The sequence below is a fragment of the Micromonospora sp. L31 genome, from assembly GCF_052068075.1.
GTDB classification, from domain to species: Bacteria; Actinomycetota; Actinomycetes; order Mycobacteriales; family Micromonosporaceae; genus Micromonospora; species Micromonospora purpureochromogenes.
In genome coordinates this window covers 348,499-374,746 of the sequence record NZ_JBQHDC010000004.1, presented here as the reverse complement: position 1 = coordinate 374,746, position 26,248 = coordinate 348,499, and the positions used below count along the sequence as shown (strand labels likewise).

The window sequence follows — 26,248 nt, the reverse complement described above, 5'->3', positions numbered from 1 at the left end:
ATCACCAACTCGGTTAGGAGACCCCTGTGCACTTCCTCGACGACTCGCTCTTCCCGGAGAACCAGGAGAAGCTCGTCATCACCGCGGCGCCGTACGGGCCCGAGTGGGAGCCGGCCGACTTTCCGGAGGACCTCCCGGTCACCATGGACCAGCACGTCCAGGCCGCGGTGGACTGCTACAACGCCGGCGCCAGTGTGCTGCACATCCACGTACGGGAGCTGAACGGCAAGGGCTCCAAGCGGCTCTCCCAGTTCAACGAACTGCTCGGGCGGCTGCGCGAGGCCGTGCCCGACATGATCCTCCAGATCGGCGGCTCCATCTCCTTCGCCCCGGAGAACGAGGGCGAGGAGGCCAAGTGGCTCGAGGACGAGGCGCGGCACATGCTGGCCAACCTCGACCCGGCGCCGGACCAGGTCACGATCGCTATCAACACCAACCAGATGAACATCGTCGAGTTGATGACCGCCGATGACATCGCCGGCACGTCCATCGAGCGGCCGGCGCTCTACGAGGCGTACCGGAACATGGTCGTGCCGGCCGAGCCCGCCTGGGTGGAGGAGCACCTGCGCCGCCTGCGGGCCGCCGGCATCCAGCCGCACTTCCAGCTCGCCACCGTCGCGCAGCTGGAGACGGTGGAGCGCCTCATCCGCCGCGGCGTCTACACCGGGCCGTTCAACGTGACGTGGGTGGCCATCGGCGGCGGCTTCGACGGCCCCAACCCGTACAACATGATGGAGTTCATCCGCCGGGTGCCCGACGGCGCGTGCCTGACGCTCGAATCCATCATGCGCAACGTCCTGCCGATCAACACCATGGCCATCGCCATGGGCCTGCACACTCGCTGCGGCAACGAGGACAACCTCTGGTACCGCAAGGGCGAGAAGATCGCATCGGTACGGCAGATCGAGCAGCTCGTACGGATCGCGGACGAGCTCGGCCGTCGCGTCGCCGACGGCAAGGAAGCGCGCGACATCTACAAGATCGGCGAGTTCTGGGACAGCGCCGACGAGGCCCTGGCCAAGCTGGGCTTCCCGCCGAACCGCAAGCCGGGCCAGCTCGGCTTCACCTTCCACGCATAGCTCCTCAACACCCCCACCCCCAGTTCATCCCCTGGAGCGACCATGGCTGTGAACGTCAGTGAGGACGTCCCTGTCCCCACCTCCACTCCCGCCCGGATCTCGCGGGTCTTCCCGTGGGTCGTCTTCGCGCTCACCTTCGGGCTGCTGCTGTCGGACTACATGTCGCGGCAGGTCCTGTCGGCCGTGTTCCCTTTCCTCAAGGACGAGTGGGGGCTCACCGACACGCAGCTGGGCAGCCTGACCAGCATCGTGGCCCTCACCGTCGGCATCCTCGCCGTGCCGCTGTCACTGGTCGGCGACCGCTGGGGGCGGGTGAGGTCGGTCATCGTCATGGCGGTGCTCTGGAGCCTCGCCACCATCGGCTGCGCGCTCGCCACCGGTTACGGACAGCTGCTCGCCGCCCGCTTCCTCATCGGCGTGGGCGAGGCCGCGTACGGCAGCGTCGGCCTCGCGGTCGTCCTCGCGGTCTTCGCCGCGCACCGACGGGCGTCGCTCACCGGCGCGTTCATGGCCGGCGGCTCGTTCGGCTCCGTGCTCGGCGTCGCGCTCGGCGGCGTGCTGTCCGTGCAGTTCGGCTGGCGTTGGGCCTTCGCCGTGATGGGCATCTTAGGCCTGACGCTTGCGCTGCTGTACTGGATGCTCATCAGCGAGCGCAAGCTGGCGGCGAACAAGGTCGACGACGACGCCGACACCGGGCCCAAACTGGCCGCCGGGCAGCAGCGCGCCCGCCTGCGTACGCTCTTCTCCACGCCCGCGGTCGTCCTCGCGTACGTCGGCGGCGGCCTCCAGCTCTTCATCGCCGGCTCGCTGTTCGCCTGGCTGCCGAGCTACTTCAACCGAGCGCACGGGATGGCGCCGGACAAGGCCGCCAAGCTCGCCGCGCTGTTCATCCTCGTCATGGGCGCCGGCATGATCGTTTGCGGCGTCGTCACGGACCGGGTCGGGCGGACCCGGCCGATCAGCAAGTGGACCACCGCCATCGCCTTCGCGGCGGTGACGCTCGTCTTCCTCGGCGTGGCCTTCGCGGTGAAGCCGGGCGGGTTGCAGATGCTGCTGCTCGCGGTGGGCTGCTTCTTCGCCGCGGGCACGACGGGGCCCACCGGCGCGATGGTGGCCCGGCTCACTCCCGAGTCGATCCGGGCCACCGCGTTCGGCACGTACACCTTGTTCAACAACCTGCTCGGCCTCGCGGCCGGTCCGATCGTGACGGGCATCCTCGCCGACCGGCTGGGCCTGGCGACCGCCATGCGGTACGTCCCGTTCGTGGCCGCGGCGGCGATCGTCTTCCTCATCCTGGGGCGGCGCGCCTACCCGGCCAGCATCGCGCGCCTCGACGCCGCCGGCGGAGGCAAGGCGTGACCTTCGGCTCGGGCACGGTGATCGTCACCGTGCCCGGGCTGCGGGGGGAGGTGGCCGACCACTGGCAGACCCGGCTCGCCGCCGACCTGCCGAACGTGCGGCCCGTCCCGCCGCTCGGCCGCGACAACCCCAGCCTGGTGGACCGCGTGGCCGCCGTCCACGACGCCGTGAAGTCCGCCGGGGCGCCGGTGATCCTGGTGGCGCACAGCGCCGGCGTCATCGTCACTGTCCACTGGGCCGCCCGCTCCGGCGTACCGGATGGGATTGTGCGCGGCGCGCTGCTCGCCACGCCGCCGGACCTGGCGGCGGAGCTGCCCGCCGAGTACCCGTCCCTGGCCGTGCTCGAGCAGCGGGGTTGGCTGCCGGTCCCGCTGGCGCCGCTGCCGTTCCCCAGCATCGTCGCGGCGAGCGCTGACGACCGCCTCGGCGAACCGGCGCGGGTCCGGGCGCTCGCGGACGCCTGGGGCAGCCGGTACCGCGACCTCGGTGCCGTGGGCCATCTCAATCCCGCGTCCGGCTACGGCCCCTGGCCCGCGGCCGAACCGCTGATCAAGGAACTCGACACCGTGGAGGCACCCCGATGACCCTGAACCTGGCCACGCTGCTCGAGGACAGCGCCCGCCGGCACCCCGACCGCGACGCGGTGGTCCTCGGCGACACCAGGCTGACGTACGCCCAGGTCAACGGCGCCGCGAACCAGGTGGCCGGCCTGCTGGCCAGCCGGGGCATCCGGCCGGGCGACAAGGTAGCGCTGTCCTGCCCCAACCTGCCGTACTTCCCGATCGTCTACTACGGCATCCTCAAGGCCGGCGCGGTGGTCGTACCGCTGAATGTCCTGCTCAAGGGCCGCGAGATCGCCTACCACCTGGCCGACTCGGACGCGAAGGCGTACCTCTGCTTCGAGGGCACCGCCGATCTGCCGATGGGCGCCGAGGGCTTCGCCGGCTTCCAGCAGACCGACGGGTGCGAGCACTTCTTCCTCATCACCGCGGACCCGGGCGCCGCGTCGCCGATCGACCGCGCGCAGACGCTCGGGCGGGCCCTCGCGGGCCAGCCGGCCACCTTCGACACGGTGGACACCGGCGAGACCGACACCGCCGTCATCCTCTACACCAGCGGCACGACCGGCCAGCCGAAGGGCGCCGAGCTGTCGCACGCCAACCTGGTGCTCAACGCGCTCACCTGCAACCGCCTTTTCGGCGCGCTGGCCACCGACCACGAGCGTCACCTCATCACGCTGCCGCTGTTCCACTCGTTCGGGTCGACGGTGCAGATGAACGCCGGCTTCGCGGTCGCGTCGACGCTGGTGCTGCTGCCGCGCTTCGCGGCCGATCAGGCGGTGGCGCTGCTCCAGCGGGAGAAGATCACGTTCTTCGCGGGCGTGCCGACGATGTACTGGGGGCTGCTCGGTGCCCTGACCGAGGACGTCGACGTGGCGGAGATCGCCCGCAACATCCGGGTGGCGGTCTCCGGCGGCGCGTCACTCCCGGTGGAGATCATCAAGCAGTTCAAGGAGCGGTTCGGCGTTCAGATCCTCGAGGGGTACGGCCTCTCGGAGACCTCGCCGGTGGCCACCTTCAGCGACCCCGAGCGGGACCCGCGCCCTGGCTCGATCGGCGTGCCGATCTGGGGGGTCGAGGTCAAGCTGATCGACCCGGAGTGGAAGACGGTCGAGGGCATCGACGAGGTCGGCGAGATCGCCATCCGCGGGCACAACATCATGAAGGGCTACTACAAGCGGCACGGGGCGACCGTCGAGGTGACGCGGGACGGCTGGTTCCGTACCGGCGACCTGGCCCGGCGCGACGAGGACGGCTTCTACTACATCGTCGACCGCGCCAAGGACATGGTCATCCGCGGGGGGTTCAACGTGTACCCCCGCGAGATCGAGGAGGTCATGCTCACCCACCCGGCGGTCTCGCTGGTCGCGGTCATAGGTGTGCCGGACGAGAGCCACGGCGAGGAGGTGAAGGCGTTCGTGATCAAGAAGCCGGGCGCGGAGATCACCGAGGACGAGCTCATCGCCTGGTGCAAGGAGAACATGGCGGCGTACAAGTATCCGCGCATCGTGCAGTTCACCGACGCGCTGCCGATGACCGCCACCGGCAAGATCCTCAAGCGCGAGCTGGCCGGCAGGTGACCACCACCGACGTCAACGTCGACGTCGCCACGTCCACCGCGGGCCGACTCCGTCCGCTCACGCTGGCGCCGGCGCTCGCCGCCGTCGCCGTGGGCCTCGGGGTCGCCGCGGTGGGGCATCGGTTGGTGCCCCAGGTCGGGGTGCTCACCTGGGCCGTCGGCGTGGGAATCGTCGCCACCAACCTGAATCTGCTGCCCCCGGCGGTCAGGCCCGCCCTCGGCCTGTTGACCAGAAAACTGCTCCGGATCGGCGTGACGCTGCTGGGGTTCTCCATCTCGCTCGCGGCCGTGGCCGCGCTCGGCGCGCCGGTCATCGCCGTCGTCGCCGTCACCCTGGTGGCCACGCTGCTGTTCACCGTCTGGCTGGCGCGGCGGCTGCGGGTGGGCGGACCCCGCGGCCTGCTGATCGGCACCGGCGTCGCCATCTGCGGCGCCTCCGCCGTCGCCGCGATGGAGGAGACCGCGGGCGGCGACGAGGAGGACGCGACCGCCGCGATCGCGCTGGTCACCCTGTGCGGCACCGCCGCCATGGTCGCGCTGCCCCTGCTGCGCGGCCCGCTGCACCTGACCGACCTTCAGTTCGGCGTATGGACAGGTGCCAGCGTGCACGAGGTCGGCCAGGTCGTCGCCGCGGCCAGTCCAGCCGGGGCGGCGGTCGTGGCGACCGCGATGGTCGTCAAGCTGACCAGGGTGCTGCTGCTGGCGCCGGTGGTGGCGACCGTGAGCATGATCCGCAGGTCGGCGGCGGCCGGCACCGGCGCCCGCCGGCCACCGCTGGTGCCGCTGTTCGTCCTCGGCTTCCTCGCCTGCGCCGCGCTGCGCAGCACCGGCGCTGTCCCGGTCGCCGTGCTCGGCTGGATCGGCGCGACCCAGGTGGCCACGCTCGGCGCCGCCCTGTTCGGCATGGGCACCAGCGTCCACCTCGGCACCCTCGTCCGGCGCAGCGGGCCACCGCTGGCGGTCGCGACCCTATCGACTCTGTTCATCACCGGCATCGGGCTCGCCGCGGCCCTGATCGTCCCTTCGTAGCGATACTCACTGGAGTGAAGATGACGGCGTTCGACCTGTACCGGCTCTCCGACGACCACGAGGCCCTGCGCCAGGCCGTCCGCGCGGTCGCGCTTGACAAGATCGCACCGTACGCCGCCGAGGTCGACGAGACCTCGTCGTTCCCGCAGGCGGCGTACGACGCCCTGGTCGCCACGGACTTCCACGCACCGCACGTCCCAGAGCAGTACGGCGGCGCGGGCGCCGACGCGCTCGCCACCTGCATCGTGGTCGAGGAGGTGGCCCGGGCCTGCGCCTCGTCGTCGCTGATCCCGGCCTGCAACAAGCTCGGCAGCATGCCCCTCATCCTCGGCGGCTCGGACGACCTCAAGCGCCGCTACCTCGAACCGCTGGCGCAGGGGCGGACGACCTTCTCGTACGGGCTGTCGGAACGCGAGGCGGGCAGCGACGTCACCTCGATGCGCACCCGCGCCACGCCCGACGGCGACGGCTGGGTCCTCAACGGGCAGAAGTCCTGGATCACCAACGCGGGCGTCTCGGAGTTCTACACGGTGCTCGCCGTGACCGACCCGGACGGCCGGCGCGGCGCCAACATCAGCGCGTTCGTCGTCGAGAAGACCGACCCTGGGTTCTCCTTCGGGGAGAAGGAGCGCAAGCTCGGGATCAAGGGCTCGCCCACCCGGGAGCTGCTCTTCGAGGACGTGCGGCTGCCCGGCGACCGGATGATCGGCGCGCCCGGCGAGGGCTTGAAATTCGCCCTGAAGACGCTCGACCACACCCGCGTGACGGTCGGCGCGCAGGCGGTCGGCATCGCCCAGGGAGCGCTGGACTGCGCCCTCGCGTACGTCCAGGAGCGCAAGCAGTTCGGCAAGCGGATCGCGGAGTTCCAGGGCCTCCAGTTCATGCTCGCCGACATGGGCATGACGCTGGAGGCGGCGCGGCAGCTCGTCTACGTGGCGGCGGCGAAGTCGGAGCGTGACGACCCCGACCTGGCGTACTTCGGGGCGGCCGCCAAGTGCTACGCGTCGGACGTGGCCATGAAGGTGACCACGGACGCGGTCCAACTCCTCGGCGGGTACGGCTACACGCAGGACTTCCCGGTCGAGCGGATGATGCGCGACGCCAAGATCACTCAGATCTACGAGGGCACCAACCAGATTCAGCGCATCGTCATGGCCCGTCACCTCCTGACTGGAGGACCCGCATGATGGACCAAGCGGCAGCCACCGACCCATTCACCCGGTCAAGGCAGGCGATCCTCCTCGAGGCGCAGGGCCGGTTCGATGACGCCGAGGTGATGTGGCGGGAGATCGTGGCAACGGACGACCGGTTGGCCAGGTTCGCCCGGTACCGGCTCGTCGCCTTGCTGGACCGGTTGGATCGGTTGGCGGACGCCGAGCGGGAGTGGCGCGACGCGATAGCCGCGGGCGACTCGTTCGCCCGTGTCTACCTCGCCGTCCTCCTGGAGCGGCTGGGCCGGCTGGCCGAGGCGGAACAGCAGTGGCGGGAGGCGGCAGCCGCTGGTGATCGACGCGCGCGGTCGCGGCTCGCGGACCTGTGGCAGCGGCGCGCCCAACTCGTCGAGATGCCAAATCTGCCGGGACAGTAGCGACCGCACGGCCGCCGGAGCAGCCCGCAAACCGTGAACCCGGCGGCCGTCACCGTTGTCTACTCCACCACGGTCACGGTCAGGGCACCTGCTGCGGCGAACCCGGCCACGGTCAGCGGTCCGGCCAGCCGTCCGCCGTCCTTGAGGGCTTCGGGCATCATCGCGGTGGCCAGCACGGTCAGCACGGCCCCAGCGGCGAACGCCTTCAGGTACTCGCCCTCGGCTGTGGGTGCGCCCCGCTGCATGGATCCTTTCTGCCAGGATGGCGGCCATGTTCGACGGGGAGTTGGCGATCCAAGGGTACGAGCTGCCGGACGGCGCGCGGCTTGTCGGCGGCACTGTGCTGCTTGATCGGCCCGGGTTCTGGCCGGTGTATCTGGCCTACATGGGCGGGGCGGTATATGACACGTCGGCGGCATTCGACGTACCCGAGTCCGCACGTTCCGACATGGAGCGGACGCTGCTGGACCGGGCGCAGTGGCCGGTGTTGTCGGTGCGGCTGGCACCGGCGCATAGCAAGTGGTGGCGGTGGTTACGCATCGTCAATCGCAACATGCCCGACGATGGCGGGCTCGACGTGCTGGTCACTTCGGATCTCGGCGGGTCGGCTGTCCGGATCGCCGGGTTGGGCGAGTTCTACGGGCCGGGGTTGTGCTGGAAAGAACTGTGGGCGCTGGCGGACATGCCCGATCCCGTGCTGAGCCGCGAGCAGCGCCTGTTGCTGGGGTTGCCGTTCGTGGGCGACGGGGTGGTGCCGGCTGATGCCCGTACGGTCGTTGCGGCGGCATTGCGGTCCGTGGGTGCGACGGGCAACGTCGACACGCTCGTCAGTGATCTCGTGGATCCGGCGGAGGGGTGGGGCGCTGGGATGTGGGTGATCCGGCACGGCGTACGGATGTGTCTGGCCCGGCACGCGCTGCGGCACATGCAGGACACGTCGCTGAACGAGCTGCGGGAGGTCGACCTGGCGTTCGGTGCCCGGTTCTTTCGAAGTCGATCGGGTAGCCGGGAGTATCGGCCGCGAGCGGCGGGCCGAACGGTGCCGCGATGGCGGTTCGAGGTGGTCGAGGCCCGGGCGGACGGCGTGGGTCTGCGGCTACTGGGCCGCCTCGACGGTGAGATCCGAGACGGGGAACCGGCGCGGCTGGTGGACGGTGTCGCCGAGGTACCGATCACCGCGGTTCGGGTCGGGGAGGACCCCGCGACCCGGAATCTGTTCCTGACGATCGACGCGGAAGTGCCGCCGCCGGCGCCAGGCGCGCAGCTGCTTCCTGCGGATTCTCCTTAAGAGACGGGTCCATCGGCGGAGCCGGGCAATCTCTGCCGTCACGTGCCGACGTGCAGACGAAGGGCTGCTGGCCGAGATCCGAGGCCCCACGTTCGGACGGTACTCGTCCCGGCATAGTTCACCGCTGACCGGGATCCACGGCATCCGGATCCGCCGCGGTGAGGTGGGGTTGCCGCCAGCGCACCCGTTAGCGTGGGTAGGCAGTGATGCCGGGCGCCAACCGGCTGAGCAGGCCCGGGGTGGATACTCGGATGCGGTGGTCGGCTGTTTAGCTGATCGTTGTTGCATGATGTTGCTGGTGCCCGCCGATGTGTTGCGCCCCCGCCGCCCAGACGAGCACTTCGCCGACGAGGCCGAAGCGGCCCGCCAGGCCGGGATCGATGTCGCGGTGATCGACCACGACGCCTTCGTTCGCGGGCAGGCGGACGGGACGGCGGTCGGCAGGGTGCCCGAGGGTGCGGATGCGGTTTACCGGGGGTGGATGCTGCGAAGTGAGCAGTACGCAGCATTGGTGCGTGCCGTCGCGGGTCGCGGTGTGAGCGTGCGGACCAGCCCCGAGCAGTACCGGCGGGCACATGAGCTTCCTGGTTGGTACTCCGCGCTTGCGGGCCACACTCCGGAGTCGGTCTGGACTTCCGGCGACGATCGCCGCGACTTCCTCCAAGCGTGCGCGGCCCTCGGCGCCGGCCCGGCAGTGCTGCGTGACTACAGCAAGTCGATGAAGCACTATTGGCATGAGGCGTCGTTCATCCCGGACGTGGCTGATCGCGACGCGGCATGGCGGGTGGCCAGCCGGTTTCGGCAGTTGCGTGGTGACGACTACGCCGGCGGCTTTGTGCTGCGCCGGTTCGAGTCGTTCGTCGGGGCGGAGGTGCGGACCTGGTGGGTCGAGGGTTCCTGCCGCTTGGTCACCGCGCACCCGGATACCCCGGAGCACCAGCCAGCCGCGGAGTTCGAACTGACGGCCGTGGAAGCTTCGGTGCGGGCCTTGGACCTGCCGTTCGTGACGGCGGATTTCGCACTGCGTGACGATGGTCGGTGGCGAATCGTCGAGATCGGCGACGGCCAGGTCAGCGACCGGCCACGCAGCACCCCGGCTGCCGACCTGATCGCGGCTCTCAACACCGAGGACCGCTGACCACGTAACAGCGCCACCGGCGGCTCGCCCACCGACCCGGCACTCAATGAGATCCCGTGCAGGGATCTGCCGCCGTCCGGGCGTTCAGTGGGGAAACGCGCGGGGGATGCGTGCGCTGAGCAGTTCGTCGCGGAACGCTTGGATGCGGGTGATGACCTGTCGCCTGCCGATGGTGTTCTCGATGCGGTCGAGGTACAGGCATCGGGCGGCGAGTTTGTCGAGGTCGACGGTGAAGTAGATCGCCATCAGCGGGTTGACGAACAGGTCGCCGCCGCCGGTGCGCCGGGTGAACCGGACGTCTCCGAACGCGCCGCTGGTGGCGGCGGCGATCTGTCCGTGGACGATGCTCGGCCGGTCCGGGGTGGCGGCCTGGGCGTCGGCGACAGCATCGCGGTACAGCGCCGCCTCCCGGCTGGAACCGGGGATGGACAGGGCACCGAGGTAGCCGCCGTCGCGGTCGAGTGCGGCGAGGTTCTCCAGCACCTGGACGTGGTTGACGCCGTCGTAGGCGTCGATGCCGAAGCCGAGACTGGTCACCAGCTTGACCGGCACGTCCAGCGCGGCCACGGCGGCCAGGCTGGTGATGTCCTCCACCGGGGTGCCGAGATCGCTTTCGTCGCCGCGCAGCAGGACATCGGTGCCGCCATCGACCAGCACCACCGCATCGATGTTGAGTTGCTCGACCAGGTACCGGTACGCCGCCCGTAACGGTTGGACACCCAGCGGCGGAAAGGCGTACACGGTCGACGGCAGCTCCTGAGCCGCCTGCCACCGGGCGAGCGTCCGTTCCGGGAAGTACCAGTCCGGGCTGCCAGTGTTCGGCTGCACCGCCGCGACGTGCTCCGCTACCCACGCGTCCCGGTCGATCAACTCGAGCTCGGAGAAGGACAGGCTGGCCAGGTGCACCTGTGCGCCGCCGCGCCACAGGGCGAACGCCAAGGGCAGCCCGGCGTACACGTCGAACCCCCCGCCCGCTCCGGCGATGAGGATGCTGCGCGCCGGAGCCAGCGCGGCAAACAGCGGCGGAACGGCCAATGAGAACGCACCGGGATCGGCCGGCAACGCGGCAGGGTTCATCACCGCTCAATGATCAGCCACGCCCGTGCTATCCAAGCCACCGCAGCCCACCGCGACCGGCAACAGCGCGGACTCGTCCGCGGTCAGGTCTGGGCCGCCCTGCGGCACCTGCTCGAACGGCTCGCTGGTAAGCGAGAACGCGTGGCCGTTCTGGTGCTTGAACACCACAGCGTGGAAGGTGCCACCGCCTGGGTTGCCGACGCCGATTCCGGTCGACAGCGGGCCGACGTGAGCCGTCCGAGGCATAGCAACCACATGTGTCAGGTCGCGTCTGGCCCAGATGCCTGCCATGCCGACACGGCTGACTGAAGGACCCGGCGCCGTCAGGCCATTGCGGGGAGGATGATCCGCTCCAGTACCCCGAGCGGGGTCCGCCACTGGTCGGGGTCGTCGTAGTTGCCGGCGGTAATGGCCACGGTGAGGTCCAGGTCGGGCAGGACGAACAGGCGCTGCCCGCCGTTGCCCATGCCGGCTACCAGCCGACGGCCCTCAATGGATTCGATGTACCACTGGTAGCCATACTGCGCGCCCCAGCTGGTCTGCAGGCGTGGCTGGAGCATCGTGCGGATCCAGTCCTCGGGGACGATTTGCTGACCGTCCCAGGCTCCCTCGGCCAGCATCAGCTCGCCGAGCCTGGCCAGGTCGCGGGGCGCGAGTCGCAGCCCGGACGCGGCGGAGGCCACTCCGTCCGCGCCGGTCATCCATCCAAAGTCGTCGATTCCCAGCGGCGCGAACAGGACGGCCTGCCCGTACTGCGGCAGCGACTGCCCGGTGCCATCGGCGATCAGTCGGCCGAGCAGGGCCGTGGCACCGCCGCAGTAGGTCCATCGGGCGCCGGGCGGCTCGATGATCGGCCGCTCCAGAATGTACCGGTACCGGTCCGGCGCCAGCTCCATCGCGATCTCGGCGTTGGCCGGGCTGTTGTACGGGAGATCTTCGCGCCATTCCACGCCCAACGACATCGTCAGCGCGTGCTCGACGGTGAGCCGGGCACGCTGGGGGTCGGCCGCCAGGTCGGGGTACTGCGGGAACCCCCGCAGGAGCGGCTCCGCCGGCGGCGGGACCAGCCCTTCGCCGTGCGCGATGCCGTACAACAGCGCGGTCACGCTCTTGGTGACTGACCGGATGTCGTGCAGCGTCTCGGGCCCGAACTCGACGACGCCCAGCGAGTCGCCCCAGGCGAAGTCCTCGCCGGTTCCGTAGTACTCCAGCAAGGTTTGGCCACCGCGAACTGCCGCGACGGCGTGCAGACCGCTGACCTGGCCAGCTTGGAGTATCTCGCTGAGGCGGGCACGCAACTGCGTCGTCATGGGGCACTCCGAGAGGGCGATGTCGGCCAGCGGAACTGCACGCTCGTTATACCGGAGTTTCCGCTTTGGAGCGGCCCGAGCGGGAGGGGCCAGCCCGGCCCGCCGCAGCTGCCCGCCGCGGCCATGATTCGGTCGCGAGAGACGGCCACCTCTTGGCTCAGCCTCGACGTCGACGTCCAGGACTGTGCCGGCCCGTTTGCGTACCACACCTCGATGAGGTCGCTGTCGCAGTCGCAGGACAGCATGAACTCAAGCATCAGGATCCCTCTTTCCGTCGTCGGCGGGCGTGGCGGAATGTCGGGCATTTGACCTGGTGCCGGGGTCGATCGAGGCGGGCCTTGCAAGAGTTGGGGCGCCGGTTCTGCGAAAAGCCGATGGATATCTGGGCCCGATTCGAAGAGGCAAGGAATCGTGCGTCGTTCGACGCTTACTCGAGGGGTTTCAGCCTTGCGGAGTCACGCTCACATGGCGCAACGGGTCGGCGCCAAGCAGTGATCGAAGTAGCGTGGGCCGGTCCTTACGGCCGGCCCACACCGCTGACGGCCCGGGCGCACTCCGCCGCTGGGAGTCGTCCATGCAGGAAGGCCGCGAATGCGGCGAGCTCATCCGCCTGCCCGATCCGTCCCACCGGGTGCAGCGCGCCCGGCAGCACGGATGGCGCCTCCTTTGCGTTCGGGCCCACGGCGCCGCGCAGTAGCGGGGTGTCGATGCCGCCGCTGAAAAGCGTCGGTCCGCAGACTCGTTGCGGGCTGCAGGCGCCGGGTGCCAGGGATTCGCTGATCCCCGGTGCCCTGCCCGCAGAGCTGCTGCGCTGGTCCGGGGCGGCCACCCGCAGCCCGAGGCCTGTCGCGTTCGCCTGGGGGGAGTGGGGGGCGCCTCGTGGCTCTCCGTCACTCACGCTTGACGGCACCACGGTCCTCGATGTTAGGTAGCCCTAACCTAATCGACACGGGGTTGGTGTTGCTGTTCCTCACTGCGCTGAATGCGACCGATGCGGTCACCGAAGGGTTCCTGCCGGCCGCCGCGCGGCTGGGGCTACCGGTCGTGATCCTCACCGACCAACCCGACCCGCACATCGCCGCATACTCGGACCATCCGTACCCTCCCGAGGCGGTGGTCGCCTGCGCGGTCCGGGACGGGCGCGAGGTGATCGACGCGGTGCACCGTGCCGGTCCTGCGACCGGCCTGCTCACCAACAGTGATCACCTCCAGGTGCCCACCGCCCAGGCCGCCCACTTTCTCGGGTTACCGGGCAAGGACTGGCGAGCCGCGCTGCGCTGCAAGGACAAGGCGCTGACCCGGAGGGCGCTGGCCGACTGCGGGCTCGACCGGACCGCGGCGGCGGTGCTTGCGCCCGGGGAGGGCCCGCCGGCCGCGATGGTGTACCCAGCCGTGGTCAAACCCCGGCAGGGGGTGGCCAGTGAGGACGTATACCTGGTCGTAGATGCCGACGAGTTGGCCACCCGCCTCGAGGAGATCCGCCGCCGGCGCCCGGATGTCGCGCTCGTCGTGGAGGAGTACCTCGGCGGCGAGCTGTACACCTTCGACACGCTCGGCGACGCCGCGGACCTGGCCGTGGTCGGGTCCTGGCAGACCACGCTGGCGTCCCCACCGACGTTCGTGGAGCGGCGGCTGGACTGGTCGCCGGCTCTCCACCCGGCCGTACGGGAGTCGTTGCTGGCGCAGTTGCGCGCGCTCGGCGTGGGGCTGGGCGCCTGCCACACCGAGTTCGTGCTCTGCGACGGCCGGCCGCGCATTATCGAGGTCAACTACCGGTTGATCGGCGACCGGATGGATCTCGTCCTCGCCCGGCTGCTGGACGTGCCGCTGTTTGAGCACGTCATCCGACTGCATCTCGGCGAGCCGCTCGACGCACTGGCGCTGCCCGATCCGGCGGCGGTGCCACGGCACGCCGCCGTGGAGTACGTCTGCGCCGACCGTGCCGGAACTCTGCGCGAGGCGCCCGGCCGCGTCGACCTCACCGTCGGGGAGGTGCGGCTGAGCGCCCGTCCGCTTCGTACCGTGGGTACCAACGCACCGCTGCGCGGCACGAACCGCGACTATCTGGCGGCGGTCGAGGCGATCGGGCCGGACCGGTGCGCGGTCGACGCGGCCATCGCGGAGTTCCGGGCGGCCCACCGCTGGGTGATCGCATGAGCGATCGGTACGAACGGCAGGTCATAGCGCGGGTCCTCGACGCGCTGCTGCGCGAGGACCACCTCGGCCTGAGCAGCCGGGGTCGGATGGCCGGCGAGGGCTGCTGGGAGGTGCCCGACCTGCCGGCGCCGGGCGCGAGCCTGCTCCTCGCGGTACGCCCGGACGGTTTCCTCGCCGATCTGCGGGTCGCCGCCGCGTCGCTGCGGGTGCGCCGCCCCGACGGCGACGTCACGCTCGACCGGTTGTCGGCCGTCCTCGCGGCCCTTTCCCCACCTGATGACGAGGAAGCCGAGGCCGGCTGGGCCGCGTTCACCGACGAATGCCAACGTGATCTCGCCGCCCGCCGGTTGGCGGCCGTCGTCGTCGCGTCACTGCGGCAGGCAGTAGGCGACCAGCTACCGCAGGGCCCGCACGGCAGCCTGCTGGTGGAGGCGCTCGCCGCGCACACCGATCACCCCGTGCACCCGACCAGCCGCTGCCGCCATGGGCTGAGCCATGAGGAACTGCGCGCGTACGCGCCGGAGTTCGCTCCGCGCTTCGCGCTGCGGTGGGCCGCAGTGCCCAGTGCGACCGTGATCGGTACCTTGCCCGACTGGTGGCCCACGCCGGCCATGGTGGGACTAGCCGACGACGCCGGCCCGTTGCTGCCGGTGCACCCGCTGACCGCCGCGCGACTGGACCTGCCGCTGGCACCCGAGCCGTACCTGGACGTCACGCCGACCCTGTCCATGCGCACCGTGGCGGTGCTCGCCGACCCCACCGCGCACCTCAAGCTGCCGCTACCGACGGCTACTCTCGGCGCCCGTAACAGACGCACCATCGCACCCGGCACGCTCGCCGACGGGGCCGCCGCTCAGCGGTTGCTGGAGGAGATTGCCGCGCGGGAGCCGTCCTTCAGCGGGCGGATCCGGCACGCGGACGAGTCCAGCTACGGGCATGCCGGCGACGAGAACCTCGCCTGGCTGCTGCGGCGGTATCCGTCGCATCCCGCTGACGCAACGGTGCTGCCGGTCGCCGCACTCACTGCCGACGGCCCGGCCGGCCCGCTCGCCGCGCTGCTACCGGCCGGCGTCCTGGACGCCTATCTCGACCTGCTCATCGACTGGCACGTCGCGCTCTGGCTGGGCTACGGCGTGGCGCTGGAGGCGCATCAACAGAACATCAGCCTCGTGATCGCCGCCGACGGTGGCGTGTCGCTGCTGTACAAGGACAACGACGCCGCACGCATCGACCTTCCGCGGCTGGCCTCCGCCTTGGGGCAGCCGCTCACCGCGGACGCCTTCGCCGACCGTCGGATCGCCGTCAGTGACCCGATCGAGCTGGCGGACATGTTCACCACCATCACCCTGCACCTGTGCGCGGCGGCACCCCTGTACGCGCTGCGGGAACGCGGCATGGACGTCGCCGATCCGGCGACCGCCCTGAGATCGCGACTGCTGACCGCGCTGGACCGGTGGACAGATCCGGCCGACCCGGGCAGCGTGGCTGCCGCCAGGCTGCTCGTCGAGCACGTCCTGCAAGCCCCGCGACTGCCGATCAAGGCAATGGTCACCGCCGGCACACTGCTTCCCAAGCAGCGCCTGGGCTGCGCCGACATCAACAAGTACTACCGGCGTACCGGACCCAACTACCTGGCCGGGGCGCGGCGGTGACCGTACCTTCAAGCCAGCGGCGTTGTCGCCGCGGGCCGGATCGCCTTCCTGCTCGCGGTCCGACAGCGCCGACCGCGCTCGGCGGTGCAATTGCGACAACGGCCGGCATCCTGCTTTCCGAGGTCGCCTCTCCTGGAGCGGTCATGACGTCAACACCCACGATGGACGGCCCAGTGGTGCTGGCCGACGAGGCCGCCAGCCATACCCTGCTCGGCTGTCTCACCCGCGAAGTCGCCGGTCCCGAGGGGCAACTCGCGCTCACCGACGACGGGCAGATGATGGTCCACCTCCCGTGCCGGGGCGAGTTGCTCCGAGTCCGGGTCGCCCGTCGCTCGGTCGTCGGAGCTCACCGCTTCACGGGCCCGGTGCACCAGCTCACCGCCGAGGGCTGGCAGGCCATCGACACGCCGGCGCTGGCCGCCCTCGTCGCCGCCGAGCTCGAGCGGCGCACGGGAGTGCCCAACGAGGAGTTCATCACCCAGGTCACCATTAGCCGCGACGCTCTCGCCCGGGTACTGCGCCAGCGGCCGGTCGACGACCCGCACCGCATCGCGGACCCGGCAATCGCCCGTTACGTCGCCTCGGAACAGGCCCTCGTGTACGGCCACCCGCGCCACCCCGCGCCGAAGTGGCGCACCGGCGACGAGGACGCCTGGGACACCTACGCCCCGGAACTCCGCGCCGCGTTCCCGATGCGCTGGCTCGGCGTGCCACGGGAACTCGTCGAGGAGGACAGCGCCGACGGCGCCGGCTTCGACGCGCACCTGCGGCTCACGCCACCCGAGCTGCCACCCGGCCACCTCGCGCTGCCGGTTCACCCCTGGCAGTGGCGAATGCTGACCCGTGCCGAGATCGCCCCCCGAGTCGCCCGCGCACTGGCCGACCGCACCCTGGTCGACCTCGGCGAGGCCGGCCCACCCGTCGTGCCGACCGCGAGCGTCCGGACCCTGTACGCCCCGGACGCCGATGTCTTCGTCAAGACCAGCCTGCACGTACGGATCACCAACTGCCTGCGCAAGAACTCCCGCTATGAACTGTCCGGCGCGGTTCACCTGACCCGGCTGCTCGCACCGCTGGCTGCCCGGTGCGCCGCCGGCCTTCCGGACACGTTCGCGCTGCTGCCGGAACCGGCGTACCGCACCGTCGGTCTCGACACCGACACGGCCGAGGCGCTCGGCGTCATCGTGCGCACCGGCCTCCGCCGGCATCTTCAGCCCGGGCAGACGCCCCTGCTGGCCGGCGCGCTGGCCACCGCCGACCTGCGCACGGGCGTCGGCGCGGTGCTGGGTCAGGGCGACCCGGCCGGCTGGTGGCACGCCTACCTGACGCTGCTCGTACCGACCGTGCTGCGACTGTGGGCCGAGCACGGCGTCGTACTCGAACCTCATCTGCAGAACGTGCTCGTCGTCGTCGACGCCACCGGCCGGCCGGTCCGCGTCCTGCTGCGCGACCTCGAAGGCACCAAACTCGTCACCGACCGGCACGCGGCGACGCTCGCCACGCTGCCGCCACAGGTGGCCACCGCCGTCGGCTACGATCCGGAACGCGCCTGGCACCGGGTGGCGTACTGCCTGTTCGTCAACCACCTCACCGAGCTGGCCGGAGCCCTCGCCGACACCCGACCCGGCATCGAGCCGCTGCTGTGGGAGATCGCCCGAGACATCGTCGCCACCACCGCCGCCGACCTCGGCGCGCCGCCGCCACTGCGTGCTCTGCTGGCCGGCGTACCGCTACCGGCCAAGGCGAACCTGCTGCTGCGCTGGCAACGCCGCGCCGACCGACACTGCGGGTACCTTCCCTTCCCCAACCCGCTCGCCGCTCCACTGGAGCCCCGATGATCACCCCCACCGTGCGCGCCGCCGCCACCGCCGTCGACGGCCCCACGTACCTGTACGACCTGGCCCACCTCGACACCCACCTGGCATCCATCCGCGTCGCCCTGCCCAAGCGGGTCGAGCTGCTGTACGCGATGAAAGCCAACCCCGACGAAAGGCTGCTCGCCGTCATCGCCCAGCACACCACTGGCATCGAGGTCGCCAGCGGCGGCGAACTGGCCCACCTGACCAGCGCCCTGCCCGGCGTTCCGGTCGCGGCGTTCGGCGGCCCGGGCAAGACCGACACGGAGATCAGCGCCGCACTCGCCGCCGGTGTGCACCGCTTCCACGTCGAGAGCCCGCAGGAACTGCACCGCCTCGACGGACTCGCCCGGGCGGCCGGACGCGTCGCGGACGTACTGCTGCGGGTGAACCTGCCCATCACCGCCCGCGATGGCGCGGCCCTGGTCATGGGCGGAGCGCCGTCGCCGTTCGGCATGGACCCCACCGACGCCGACGACTGCGTCCGCCAGCTGCACCACCTGCCCGGGCTGCAATTGCGTGGGGTACACGCGCATCTCGCCAGCGGACTGACCGCCGCCGACGCGGCCGCCACCGCCAACGGGATCGTCGACTGGGCACTGCGCTTCGCCGCCCGAAACGACCCGACCGCCGCCGAGGTCAACGTCGGCGGCGGCATGGCCGTCGACTACACGGAGCCGGACACCCGATTCGACTGGTCGGCCTACGGCAGCGCGCTGCGCCCGCTCCTCGCCGCGCATCCCACGCTCACCCTGCGGATCGAGCCCGGCCGGGCAGTCGCCGCCTACTCCGGCTGGTACGCCACGCGCGTGCTCGACGTGAAACGCAGCCGGGGCGAGTGGTTCGCCGTCGTCGCCGGCGGCACCCACCACCTGCGTACTCCCGCTGCCAAGGGCCACGACCAGCCCTTCGTCGTTCTACCCATCGACGGCGCCAGCCCCGCCACCGACGGCGGCCCGGTCACCGTTGTCGGCCAACTGTGCACGCCCAAGGACGTCCTCGCCCGACGTGCCCCGGTCCGCCTCGCGATCGGCGATGTGGTCGTCTTCGCCATGGCCGGCGCCTACGCCTGGAACATCAGCCACCAGAACTTCCTCATGCACCAGCCGCCCGTGGTGCGATACCTCGACCCGGTCCGGTGAACCGTTGCCGAACGCGAGGCTGTGCGCCTGGCAGGATCGCTTGGGCCTGCTCGAAGGTCGCGTCGTCGATGAGCGCGCTGTCCGAGCATCCATCTTGGGTCCGGGCCTCCTTCAGCCCTCGAATCCGCCGGCCATTACCGTTGATCACCTTTCGGGGTCGAGTTGGTGTTCGAGGATGGTCTGGGTGATCGGGGGGCGGTCCCAGAGGGCGAGGAGTTCGTTGGCGATGGCCACGATCGGGAGTGGGTGTCGGTTGCCGTGCGCCTCGATGGCCGCCGCAGACAGGCTGCGCGGGACGGCGCCGGCATCGAGGAGAACGTGCCACTCCTCGGGCCCGAGTTCCAAATACTCCAGCCCGCTCAGCTTGGCGATCTCGAAGGGGTCGGCGAGCGTGCCGGGGTAGGCGGTGAGCGTCCGCAGGCGGGGCAGCCTGGTGATGGGGCTGAGGCTGAGCGGCTCACCGTCCCAGACGCCGATGCTCAGGACCTCCAGCCTGGGATGGGCGGCGGCCTGGACGCTTGTCAGGCTCCGGATGTTGACCCTGGCCACGGCCGGCGGCTGGTCCCCGCGGTGGCTGGCGTGCCCGTTGCTGCGCCGGTGCATTACCAGGTCGGTGAGGGAGTCGGCGAGCAGGCTGGCGCCGATGTTCTGCTCGTGGTCGAGCATGATGATCTGCCCCACGTGTCCGCGCGGGCCCGGTGTGAGGTCGACGGCGATCCGGTCGCCGCCGCCGTTGTCGCCGAAGGCGATCCAGCCGGGCGAGCCGACCACCCCCTGCACCGCGGCGTCGGGCGGGGTGACGACCGCCGCTGTTGCCGCGAACCGCCACGGGCACGGACGGGATGGCGCATCGGCGATGTACAGCTCGTCGAGCGGGAAGAGTTCGCAGCCGACCGCACGCGCGACGCGCTCCGCTGCCGCATAGTCGTCACCCCAGTCCTGCCACCGCCCCCGCGTCACCCGGTAGAGCGCCTTGAGCTCGTCGGGCAGCGCAACGCCGAGGCGAGCTTCCGCAGCAGCGATCTCCGCCTCGGTAGCGCCGGTGGCGCCGGGGATCCGCTCGCGGAGCGTCTGCTCCAGCAACGCGGGATCCACTGACGGGGCCGGCACCGCCCCGGGCACCAGATTGGGAGAGCGGCGCCAGGGCTCTGGGACGGCGCCCTCGACCAGGAGGAGCGAACCCGGGTACGGCCCGATGCCGGCCTCTACAGCCGGGCCGAAAGTGAGCAGGTAGAGCACGGTTCGCCCGGTCGCCGACATCTCCACCACGAACGAGATGCTGTCGAGACCAACGTCGGCCAGCGCGCTCTGCACCCGCTCCACCGCGTCGACCTCGTCCTGCATGTCCTCGACCTGGAAGGCTCGACCCGGCGGCGGGAACCGCGGCGGCAGTGGCAGACTCCACGCACGGTGGCCGATCTGTCCCGCCAGGTAGCCGCCGGGGACGGCGAGGCCCTGCGCGTTACCCGCCCGCAAGAGCCTCAGCAGCGGCTCCCAAGTAGCGAAATCATGGATTGAGGGCAACGGTGGCCTCCAGCCGCTCAGGGATCGTGGTGAAGGTGAGTATCACGGAACCACCACCCCTTTGGGCGGCTCGCTGTGAGCCACGCGCACCGGCCCTGCACCGCCTGCTGGTCGGGGCGCCCGCGATGCCGGCATCATCATGGTGCTGTTTTCCCCCGGAGCCACGCTGCCCACGAATTAACCTACCTCGATGTGTTGGGCGCGGCCCTAGCCGTTCCGTGCAACTCATTGGGGATCGATTAGCGGACGGTCCTCGCGGGTCCAGGGTCCAGCCGTTGAAGCCTCAACTGACGAGAAACGTGTTTACCGGCCCCCTTGTGGTCGGTGAACTCCTCGGGAAGACCGAAGTAGTCAACCGACGGCGCCACGGGTTGCACCTCACCCCGTGATCAAACTCGCGACATCGGCGCGGAGCAGCGTCTGGGACAGGGCCCGAGCTGGTGGAACCCCGGCTGACGCTGCTCGCGCACACCGCCGTGACCGGTGTGCTGATCGCGGGCTCGGGCGGTCGTGCGCCAGGCCGGGGTGCACCTGGCGCTGCTCGCGGCGTTCATCTTCCTCGCCGCGATTCGGTAGCGGCGGGCGTCCGGGGTCCGGCGGGTGCGGTCCTCCGCCGGAGACGCCCGCCGGGGGCAGCCGCTGGCCCTAAGCCGCTAGGACGGTGCCGGCCAGGACCAGGTACACCAAGCAAACGCCCAGCGTCGCCAGGAGCATCAGGGCCGCCTTCGCCCCGGTCGATTGATCACTCCATGTCCACTTGACGAACCAGTGCCAGCCGTGACGCGCAGCTCGCCCGCGACGGTGCCGTCACCGGCCAGGGCCACGCCCAGGTGATGGGTGTTGTCGTACCACGACGTGCCAGTCAGTCGAAGTCACCCCCGGTACCGACAGTCCTCAGAGGACAGCCGTGGCTACCTCACGATGCCCGTGGACCGGGGTGCCGCCTGGCAGGGCCGGGCGGTCGGCCCTCGGTCCCGCCTGGCGGTTCCGGGCACAGCGCGGCGATCCGGGCGGAGCCGACATCCGAGCTCCCTCTTCCGGGCGACCTCCTACATGGATATGCTCCGATACCCCGATGTCTCACGCCGCCCCACCGGGGCCGGGGGTGCGGTGGCTGGCCGGGTGGAGGGCGCATGCGCAGGGCACTGGCGGGTCTGCTGGTGGGAGTGGTCGGTGCCGCCGGGCTGAACGCGGTGCCCGGGGTGGCCTCGGCGGCGTCGGACGACCCGCACATCGCCGGGCCGTTGACGATCCAGAGCGTGCCGAACGGGCGCATGGTCGACGTCGACCGCGGCGAGATGCGGGACGGCCGGAAGATCCAGGAGTGGACGTACAACGGCTCCGGTGCCCAGCGGTGGCGCCTGCGCCGGGCCGGCAGCCATCACCAGATCGAAGCCGTCACCGACCCGGCGTTCTGCCTTGGCCGGGAGCACGACGGCGACCTGGCTCGGGTCGTCCTGCGCCGCTGCGCCGACGGGCTGACCGACTGGGCCTTCCAGGCGCTGGGCGGCGAGCGCTACCGGATCACGAACCCGGCCGGGGATCTGCACCTGCACGTGTGGAACGAGGTGCCGACGAACGGGCGGGAACTAGTGGTGAGCGTCAATGGTGAGACCGGCGCGCAGTGGTACCTCACCGACCTGGCGGTGCCGCGCCGCGCGATGCCCGCCGATCCCCGCTTGGACCAGCTGAGCTTCCTCGTGGCGCACAACGCGATGGCCAACAGCGACGAGGGGTTCTGGGGGCGCTTTCCGAACCAGTCGTACCGGCTGCGCGACCAGCTCTACCACGGCATCCGAGGGCTGCAACTGGACGTGCACGCCTACCGCGGCGACGTGCGGATGTGTCACGGGACGTGCTGGGGCAACGAGCGGACGCTGAGCGACGGACTGCGGGATGTGGTGGGCTTTCTCGACGGAAACCGGGACGCTGTGGTCACCGTCTTCCTCGAGGACTACACGAGCGTGGACCAGCTGCGCTCGGCCGTCGAGCGGGTGCCCGGCCTCCCGGGCCTGCTCTTTTATCCGGACCGGTCCGGCGTCCGCGACCACGGTTGGCCGCGCCTGTCCGACCTGGTGTCGAGCAACCGCCGGCTGCTCATCTTCTCCCAGCGTCCGGGGCGGGACGGCTTCGGCGTGATGTATGACCGGGACTGGACCGCCGAGAACTACTGGTCCCTGGAGGGTGGCGGCGCGCTGGACTGCTACAGCCGGTGGCACGAGGTCCCGCTGCCGAAGGAGGAACCGGGATTCCGGCGGTTGCACGTGATGAACCACTACCGCAACATCCCGACCGAGTGGGCGGCCACCGCCGACAACGGCGCGAAGCTGTCGGACCGGGTGCGGCACATCTGTGGCCCATCGGCGCGACGCAAGCCCAACTACGTCGCGGTGGACTTCTACCAGAAGCCTGAGGGTGGAGCGACCTGGGACCTGATCCGGGAGCTCAACACGTACTGGTGAGCAACGAGGCTCGGCGATCGGGCCCCAGGTGGAGATCTGCGCGGTGATGGTCATCCGTTGCCGGTTCGGGCCCCAGGCTTGATCCAGTCGAAGGTGCGCTCGACCGCGCGCTGCCAGTTGTCCCGCTCCTCGGCCCGGACGGCGTCGTCCATCTGGGGCACCCACCGGGAGGCGAGGTGCCAGTTGCTGCGCAGTCCCTCCAGGTCGGGCCAGTAGCCGACCGCCAGCCCGGCGGCGTACGCGGCGCCGAGGGAGACCGTCTCGGCGACCATCGGGCGCACCACCGGCACCGCGAGCACGTCGGCGACGAACTGCATCAGCAGGTTGTTGGCGGTCATCCCGCCGTCCACCCGCAGCGCCGTCAGCGCCAGGCCGGAGTCGGCGTTCATCGCGTCGACCACCTCGCGGGTCTGCCAGCCGGTGGCCTCCAGCACCGCGCGGGCGAGGTGCCCCTTGGTGATGTACGACGTGAGCCCGACGATCAGCCCGCGCGCCTCGCTGCGCCAGTGCGGCGCGAACAGCCCGGAGAAGGCCGGCACGATGTAGCAGCCCCCGTTGTCGTCCACGGTGCGGGCGAGGGTCTCGATCTCCGGCGCGGTACTGATCAGCTCCAGCCGGTCGCGGAACCACTGCACCAGGGAGCCGGTGATCGCGATGGAGCCTTCGAGGGCGTAGACCGCCGGCTGGCCGCCGATCTGGTAGCCGACGGTGGTGAGCAGCCCGTGGCTGGAGTGCACCGGTTCCGTGCCGGTGTTGAGCAGCAGGAAGCTGCCCGTGCCGTAGGTGCACTTGGCGTCGCCCGGCGCGAAACAGGTCTGGCCGAACAGGGCGGCCTGCTGGTCGCCGAGCGCCGCCGCGATCCGCACGCCGGGCAGGACGGCGGTCGCGGTGCCGTACACCTCGGACGAGGAGCGGATCTCGGGCAGCATGGCGGCCGGGATGTCGAAGAAGGCCAGCAGGTCCGGGTGCCAAGCGAGCGTGCGCAGGTCCATCAGCATGGTGCGGCTGGCGTTGGTCACGTCGGTCAGGTGCAGACCGCCGTCGGGGCCGCCGGTGAGGTTCCAGATCAACCAGCTCTCCATCGTCCCGAAGAGCACCTCGCCGCGGTCGGCGCGCTCGTAGAGCCCGGGCGTGTGGTCGAGCAGCCAGCGCAGCTTCGGGCCGGAGAAGTACGTGGTCAGGGGCAGCCCGCAGCGCTGCCGGACGTCCTCGGCGCCGGGCGCCTGGGCCAGCTTCTCCACCAGCGCGTCGGTGCGGGTGTCCTGCCAGATGATCGCCGGCGCCACCGGGACGCCGGTGCGTCGGTCCCACACCACCGTGCTCTCCCGCTGGTTGGCGATGCCGATCGCGGCGATCTGGCCGGCGACGATGCCGGCCTCGGCGAGGGCCCTCGGCACCACCTTTCCGACGTTGCGCCAGATCTCCAGCGCGTCGTGTTCCACCCAGCCGGGCCGGGGGAAGTGCTGTTGGTGCTCCCGCTGCGCCACCGAGACGAGGTTGCCCCGGCGGTCGAACACGATGCAGCGGGTCGAGGTGGTGCCCTGGTCGATGGAGACGACGTAGCTGTCAGTCATTCCTCGTCCTCTCTGGCCTGGCGGGGAGCAGGTGGACGGATCACCAGCGTGCGGCGCCGAGATCCCGGGACACTGCGCGGGCGGCGTCGCGGACGTACGCGACGAGCGTCGGGCGGGGTTGGCCCTGCCCGTCGCAGACGCGGTCGACCGGGCCGGAGAGCCCGATCGCGCCCACGACGAGGCCGCCGTAGCCGCGGATGGGTGCGGCGATACCGGCCTCGCCGAGGGTCATCTCCTCGATCTCGGCGCCCCAGCCGTTTTCCCGGATCTTGGTCAGGGCCTGGCTGAGGGTCCGGGCGGTGACCACGGTGCGCCGGGTGTACGGCTCAGGTTCGCCCTGCATGACGGTGTTGGCGGCGCCGACGTCGTAGGCGAGCAGGACCTTGCCGAGCGCGGTGGCGTGCGGGGGGAGCAGGGACCCGACGTCGAGGGTCTGGAGGGTGTCGTCGGGTCGGAAGACGTGGTGGACCACCAGCACCTTGCCGTCCAGCAGGGTGCCGATGCGGACGGCCTCGCCGCTGCGCGCGGCCAGCGGGTCGGCCCAGTTGATCGAGCGTGAGCGCAGTTCGTTGACGTCGAGGTAGCTGGTGCCCAGGTGCAGTAGCGCCGCCCCGAGCTGGTACTTGCCGGAGGTCTTGTCCTGCTCCACGAAGCCGACGTCCTGCAGGGTGCGGACGATGCCGTGCGCGGTGCCTTTGGGCAGGTCGAGGGACCGGGCGATCTCCCCGATGCCGAGCCGGCCGGAGCTGCTGGCGAGCAGGCGGAGGATCGCCGCGGCCCGCGCGATGGACTGCACCTGACCCGGCATGGGCCGGAATGCTAACGGCATTTCGGCCGCCGCAACAGTGTTCGACATTGTCGACCGGGGTTCGTTGACCTGGTCTCGCGGGTTTCCTACGGTTCACCACACGGTGACGTCCGACGCCTCGGCGTAACCGACCGGCCCTCCGCTTCCCCCGAACGGAGAAAGCCGTCACCCCCCACCACCTCTGGAGGCACCCATGGCGCAACGGTTGAAAGTCCCCGGGCTCGTCGGCGAGTTGGCCGCCGAGTTCGCCGGCACCGCGATCCTCATCCTGTTCGGCGTGGGCGTGGTCGCCCAGGTGGCCGCAGCGGGGACCGGAGAGTTCGACAGCATCGCCTGGGCCTGGGGCCTCGGCGTCACGCTCGGCGTGTACGTGGCGGGCCGGATCAGCGGCGCGCACCTCAACCCCGCGGTCACCCTCGCCCTGGCGGTCTTCAAGGGCTTCTCCTGGCGCAAGGTGATGCCGTACGCGCTGGCCCAGACCGCCGGCGCGTTCGTCGCGGCCCTGATCATCCGCTGGAACTACAGCGAGGTGCTGTCCCGGTTCGACCCGGGCCTGACCAGCAAGAGCCAGGGCGTCTTCTCCACCCTGCCGGGCGCCGGTGTGACCGAGTGGGGCGCGCTGCGCGACCAGATCATCGGTACGGCCATCCTGCTGTTCCTCGTCCTGGCGGTCACCGACGCGCGTAACTCGCTGCCCGCCGGCAACCTCGCCCCGCTGATCGTCGGCCTGATCGTGGTGGCGATCGGCATGGCCTTCGCCGTCAACGCCGGCTACGCCATCAACCCCGCCCGCGACTTCGGCCCCCGCCTCGCCTCGTTCCTGACCGGTTACGAAACGGCCTTCCAGGACACCAGCGGATATCCGTACTTCTGGGTGCCCATCGTCGGTCCGCTCGTCGGTGGCGTCATCGGCGCCGGCCTCTACGAGCTGATCATCGGCCGCTTCCTGCCCAGCGAGGACGAGCTGGAGCCGGGCGCCCTGGCCACCGAGAAGGCCGCGGCCGAGGACGAGCTCGCCCGCGTCTGACATCGCCGACCTGAATCCTCACGACGAACACAGAAGGAG

General features: G+C 70.7%; 22 protein-coding genes. 15 read left to right on the top strand and 7 right to left on the bottom strand.

What is annotated here, in order from left to right; genetic code table 11:
• Positions 1-26: 26 nt before the first annotated feature.
• From ACTMS9_RS14450 to ACTMS9_RS14420, 7 genes are read left to right on the top strand one after another with little or no spacing between them, the layout of a single operon-like run.
• Entirely contained in the window at positions 27-1,079 is a 1,053-nt protein-coding gene (locus tag ACTMS9_RS14450; RefSeq protein WP_441146540.1) for a 3-keto-5-aminohexanoate cleavage protein, read from the top strand.
• Between the two features lie 42 nt (positions 1,080-1,121).
• Complete coding sequence (locus ACTMS9_RS14445; protein ID WP_441165176.1) at positions 1,122-2,438, top strand: MFS transporter; 1,317 nt, start codon at positions 1,122-1,124, stop codon at positions 2,436-2,438.
• Positions 2,435-3,022 carry an RBBP9/YdeN family alpha/beta hydrolase gene (locus ACTMS9_RS14440; protein ID WP_441165175.1) on the top strand — a complete coding sequence of 196 codons (588 nt, stop codon included), beginning with the start codon at positions 2,435-2,437 and terminating at the stop codon, positions 3,020-3,022. The genes ACTMS9_RS14445 and ACTMS9_RS14440 overlap by 4 nt, the downstream gene beginning before the upstream one ends.
• Positions 3,019-4,578 (top strand): long-chain-fatty-acid--CoA ligase, encoded by a 1,560-nt coding sequence (locus ACTMS9_RS14435; protein ID WP_441146534.1) that lies wholly within the window; start codon positions 3,019-3,021, stop codon positions 4,576-4,578. Before ACTMS9_RS14440 ends, ACTMS9_RS14435 begins: the two co-directional genes overlap by 4 nt.
• Positions 4,575-5,606: a YeiH family protein gene (locus tag ACTMS9_RS14430; RefSeq protein ID WP_441165174.1), complete on the top strand. Its 1,032-nt coding sequence runs from the start codon at positions 4,575-4,577 to the stop codon at positions 5,604-5,606. Before ACTMS9_RS14435 ends, ACTMS9_RS14430 begins: the two co-directional genes overlap by 4 nt.
• Positions 5,607-5,626: 20 nt before the next feature.
• Positions 5,627-6,793, top strand: coding sequence for an acyl-CoA dehydrogenase family protein (locus ACTMS9_RS14425; RefSeq protein WP_441165173.1), 1,167 nt, complete (start codon positions 5,627-5,629; stop codon positions 6,791-6,793).
• Complete coding sequence (locus ACTMS9_RS14420) at positions 6,793-7,194, top strand: hypothetical protein (protein WP_441146528.1); 402 nt, start codon at positions 6,793-6,795, stop codon at positions 7,192-7,194. Before ACTMS9_RS14425 ends, ACTMS9_RS14420 begins: the two co-directional genes overlap by 1 nt.
• Before the next feature lie 59 nt (positions 7,195-7,253).
• On the opposite strand, the gene ACTMS9_RS14415 is transcribed toward ACTMS9_RS14420, so the two are convergent.
• Positions 7,254-7,439, bottom strand: a complete 186-nt coding sequence (locus ACTMS9_RS14415; RefSeq protein WP_441146526.1) for a hypothetical protein — start codon at positions 7,437-7,439, stop codon at positions 7,254-7,256.
• Positions 7,440-7,465: 26 nt separating this feature from the next.
• On the opposite strand from ACTMS9_RS14415, the gene ACTMS9_RS14410 reads away from it, so the two are divergent.
• Together ACTMS9_RS14410 and ACTMS9_RS14405 are read left to right on the top strand one after the other, a co-directional pair.
• The gene (locus ACTMS9_RS14410) at positions 7,466-8,482 is read left to right on the top strand and encodes a hypothetical protein (RefSeq protein WP_441165172.1); all 1,017 of its coding nucleotides are present in this window, start codon (positions 7,466-7,468) and stop codon (positions 8,480-8,482) included.
• A 286-nt stretch (positions 8,483-8,768) separates the two neighbouring features.
• Positions 8,769-9,620 carry an ATP-grasp domain-containing protein gene (locus tag ACTMS9_RS14405; RefSeq protein WP_441165171.1) on the top strand — a complete coding sequence of 284 codons (852 nt, stop codon included), beginning with the start codon at positions 8,769-8,771 and terminating at the stop codon, positions 9,618-9,620.
• An 84-nt stretch (positions 9,621-9,704) separates the two neighbouring features.
• Here ACTMS9_RS14405 and ACTMS9_RS14400 read toward each other — a convergent pair whose 3' ends face one another.
• Genes ACTMS9_RS14400 through ACTMS9_RS14390 form a run of 3 tightly spaced genes read right to left on the bottom strand, consistent with a single transcriptional unit; the run spans position 9,705 to position 12,007 of the window.
• Positions 9,705-10,697 carry a DUF1152 domain-containing protein gene (locus tag ACTMS9_RS14400; RefSeq protein ID WP_441165170.1) on the bottom strand — a complete coding sequence of 331 codons (993 nt, stop codon included), beginning with the start codon at positions 10,695-10,697 and terminating at the stop codon, positions 9,705-9,707.
• A gap of 6 nt (positions 10,698-10,703) precedes the next feature.
• The gene (locus tag ACTMS9_RS14395; RefSeq protein WP_441146520.1) at positions 10,704-10,988 is read right to left on the bottom strand and encodes a hypothetical protein; all 285 of its coding nucleotides are present in this window, start codon (positions 10,986-10,988) and stop codon (positions 10,704-10,706) included.
• A gap of 32 nt (positions 10,989-11,020) precedes the next feature.
• The gene (locus tag ACTMS9_RS14390) at positions 11,021-12,007 is read right to left on the bottom strand and encodes a serine hydrolase domain-containing protein (protein WP_441165169.1); all 987 of its coding nucleotides are present in this window, start codon (positions 12,005-12,007) and stop codon (positions 11,021-11,023) included.
• Positions 12,008-12,964: 957 nt separating this feature from the next.
• On the opposite strand from ACTMS9_RS14390, the gene ACTMS9_RS14385 reads away from it, so the two are divergent.
• From ACTMS9_RS14385 to ACTMS9_RS14370, 4 genes are all read left to right on the top strand, one after another.
• The gene (locus tag ACTMS9_RS14385) at positions 12,965-14,164 is read left to right on the top strand and encodes an ATP-grasp domain-containing protein (protein ID WP_441165168.1); all 1,200 of its coding nucleotides are present in this window, start codon (positions 12,965-12,967) and stop codon (positions 14,162-14,164) included.
• A complete protein-coding gene (locus tag ACTMS9_RS14380) occupies positions 14,161-15,816 on the top strand; it encodes an IucA/IucC family protein (RefSeq protein ID WP_441146514.1) in 1,656 nt (551 codons plus the stop codon). The genes ACTMS9_RS14385 and ACTMS9_RS14380 overlap by 4 nt, the downstream gene beginning before the upstream one ends.
• Positions 15,817-15,959: 143 nt before the next feature.
• Positions 15,960-17,654 (top strand): IucA/IucC family protein, encoded by a 1,695-nt coding sequence (locus tag ACTMS9_RS14375; RefSeq protein ID WP_441165167.1) that lies wholly within the window; start codon positions 15,960-15,962, stop codon positions 17,652-17,654.
• Positions 17,651-18,814 carry a type III PLP-dependent enzyme gene (locus tag ACTMS9_RS14370; RefSeq protein ID WP_441165166.1) on the top strand — a complete coding sequence of 388 codons (1,164 nt, stop codon included), beginning with the start codon at positions 17,651-17,653 and terminating at the stop codon, positions 18,812-18,814. Before ACTMS9_RS14375 ends, ACTMS9_RS14370 begins: the two co-directional genes overlap by 4 nt.
• 144 nt (positions 18,815-18,958) lie before the next feature.
• Here ACTMS9_RS14370 and ACTMS9_RS14365 read toward each other — a convergent pair whose 3' ends face one another.
• Positions 18,959-20,158, bottom strand: coding sequence for an SMI1/KNR4 family protein (locus ACTMS9_RS14365; protein ID WP_441165165.1), 1,200 nt, complete (start codon positions 20,156-20,158; stop codon positions 18,959-18,961).
• Between the two features lie 1,313 nt (positions 20,159-21,471).
• Here ACTMS9_RS14365 and ACTMS9_RS14360 point away from each other — a divergent pair.
• Complete coding sequence (locus ACTMS9_RS14360) at positions 21,472-22,800, top strand: RICIN domain-containing protein (RefSeq protein WP_441165164.1); 1,329 nt, start codon at positions 21,472-21,474, stop codon at positions 22,798-22,800.
• Between the two features lie 50 nt (positions 22,801-22,850).
• Here the strand turns inward: ACTMS9_RS14360 and glpK are convergent, their stop codons facing one another.
• Together glpK and ACTMS9_RS14350 are read right to left on the bottom strand one after the other, a co-directional pair.
• Positions 22,851-24,374: a glycerol kinase GlpK gene (gene glpK / locus ACTMS9_RS14355; protein WP_441146505.1), complete on the bottom strand. Its 1,524-nt coding sequence runs from the start codon at positions 24,372-24,374 to the stop codon at positions 22,851-22,853.
• Positions 24,375-24,414: 40 nt separating this feature from the next.
• Positions 24,415-25,182 (bottom strand): IclR family transcriptional regulator, encoded by a 768-nt coding sequence (locus ACTMS9_RS14350; RefSeq protein WP_441165163.1) that lies wholly within the window; start codon positions 25,180-25,182, stop codon positions 24,415-24,417.
• A 193-nt stretch (positions 25,183-25,375) separates the two neighbouring features.
• Between ACTMS9_RS14350 and ACTMS9_RS14345 the strand changes: the two genes are divergently transcribed.
• On the top strand, positions 25,376-26,209 hold the full coding sequence (locus ACTMS9_RS14345; protein ID WP_441146501.1) for an MIP/aquaporin family protein: 834 nt from the start codon (positions 25,376-25,378) through the stop codon (positions 26,207-26,209).
• The last annotated feature ends 39 nt before the right edge of the window (positions 26,210-26,248 follow it).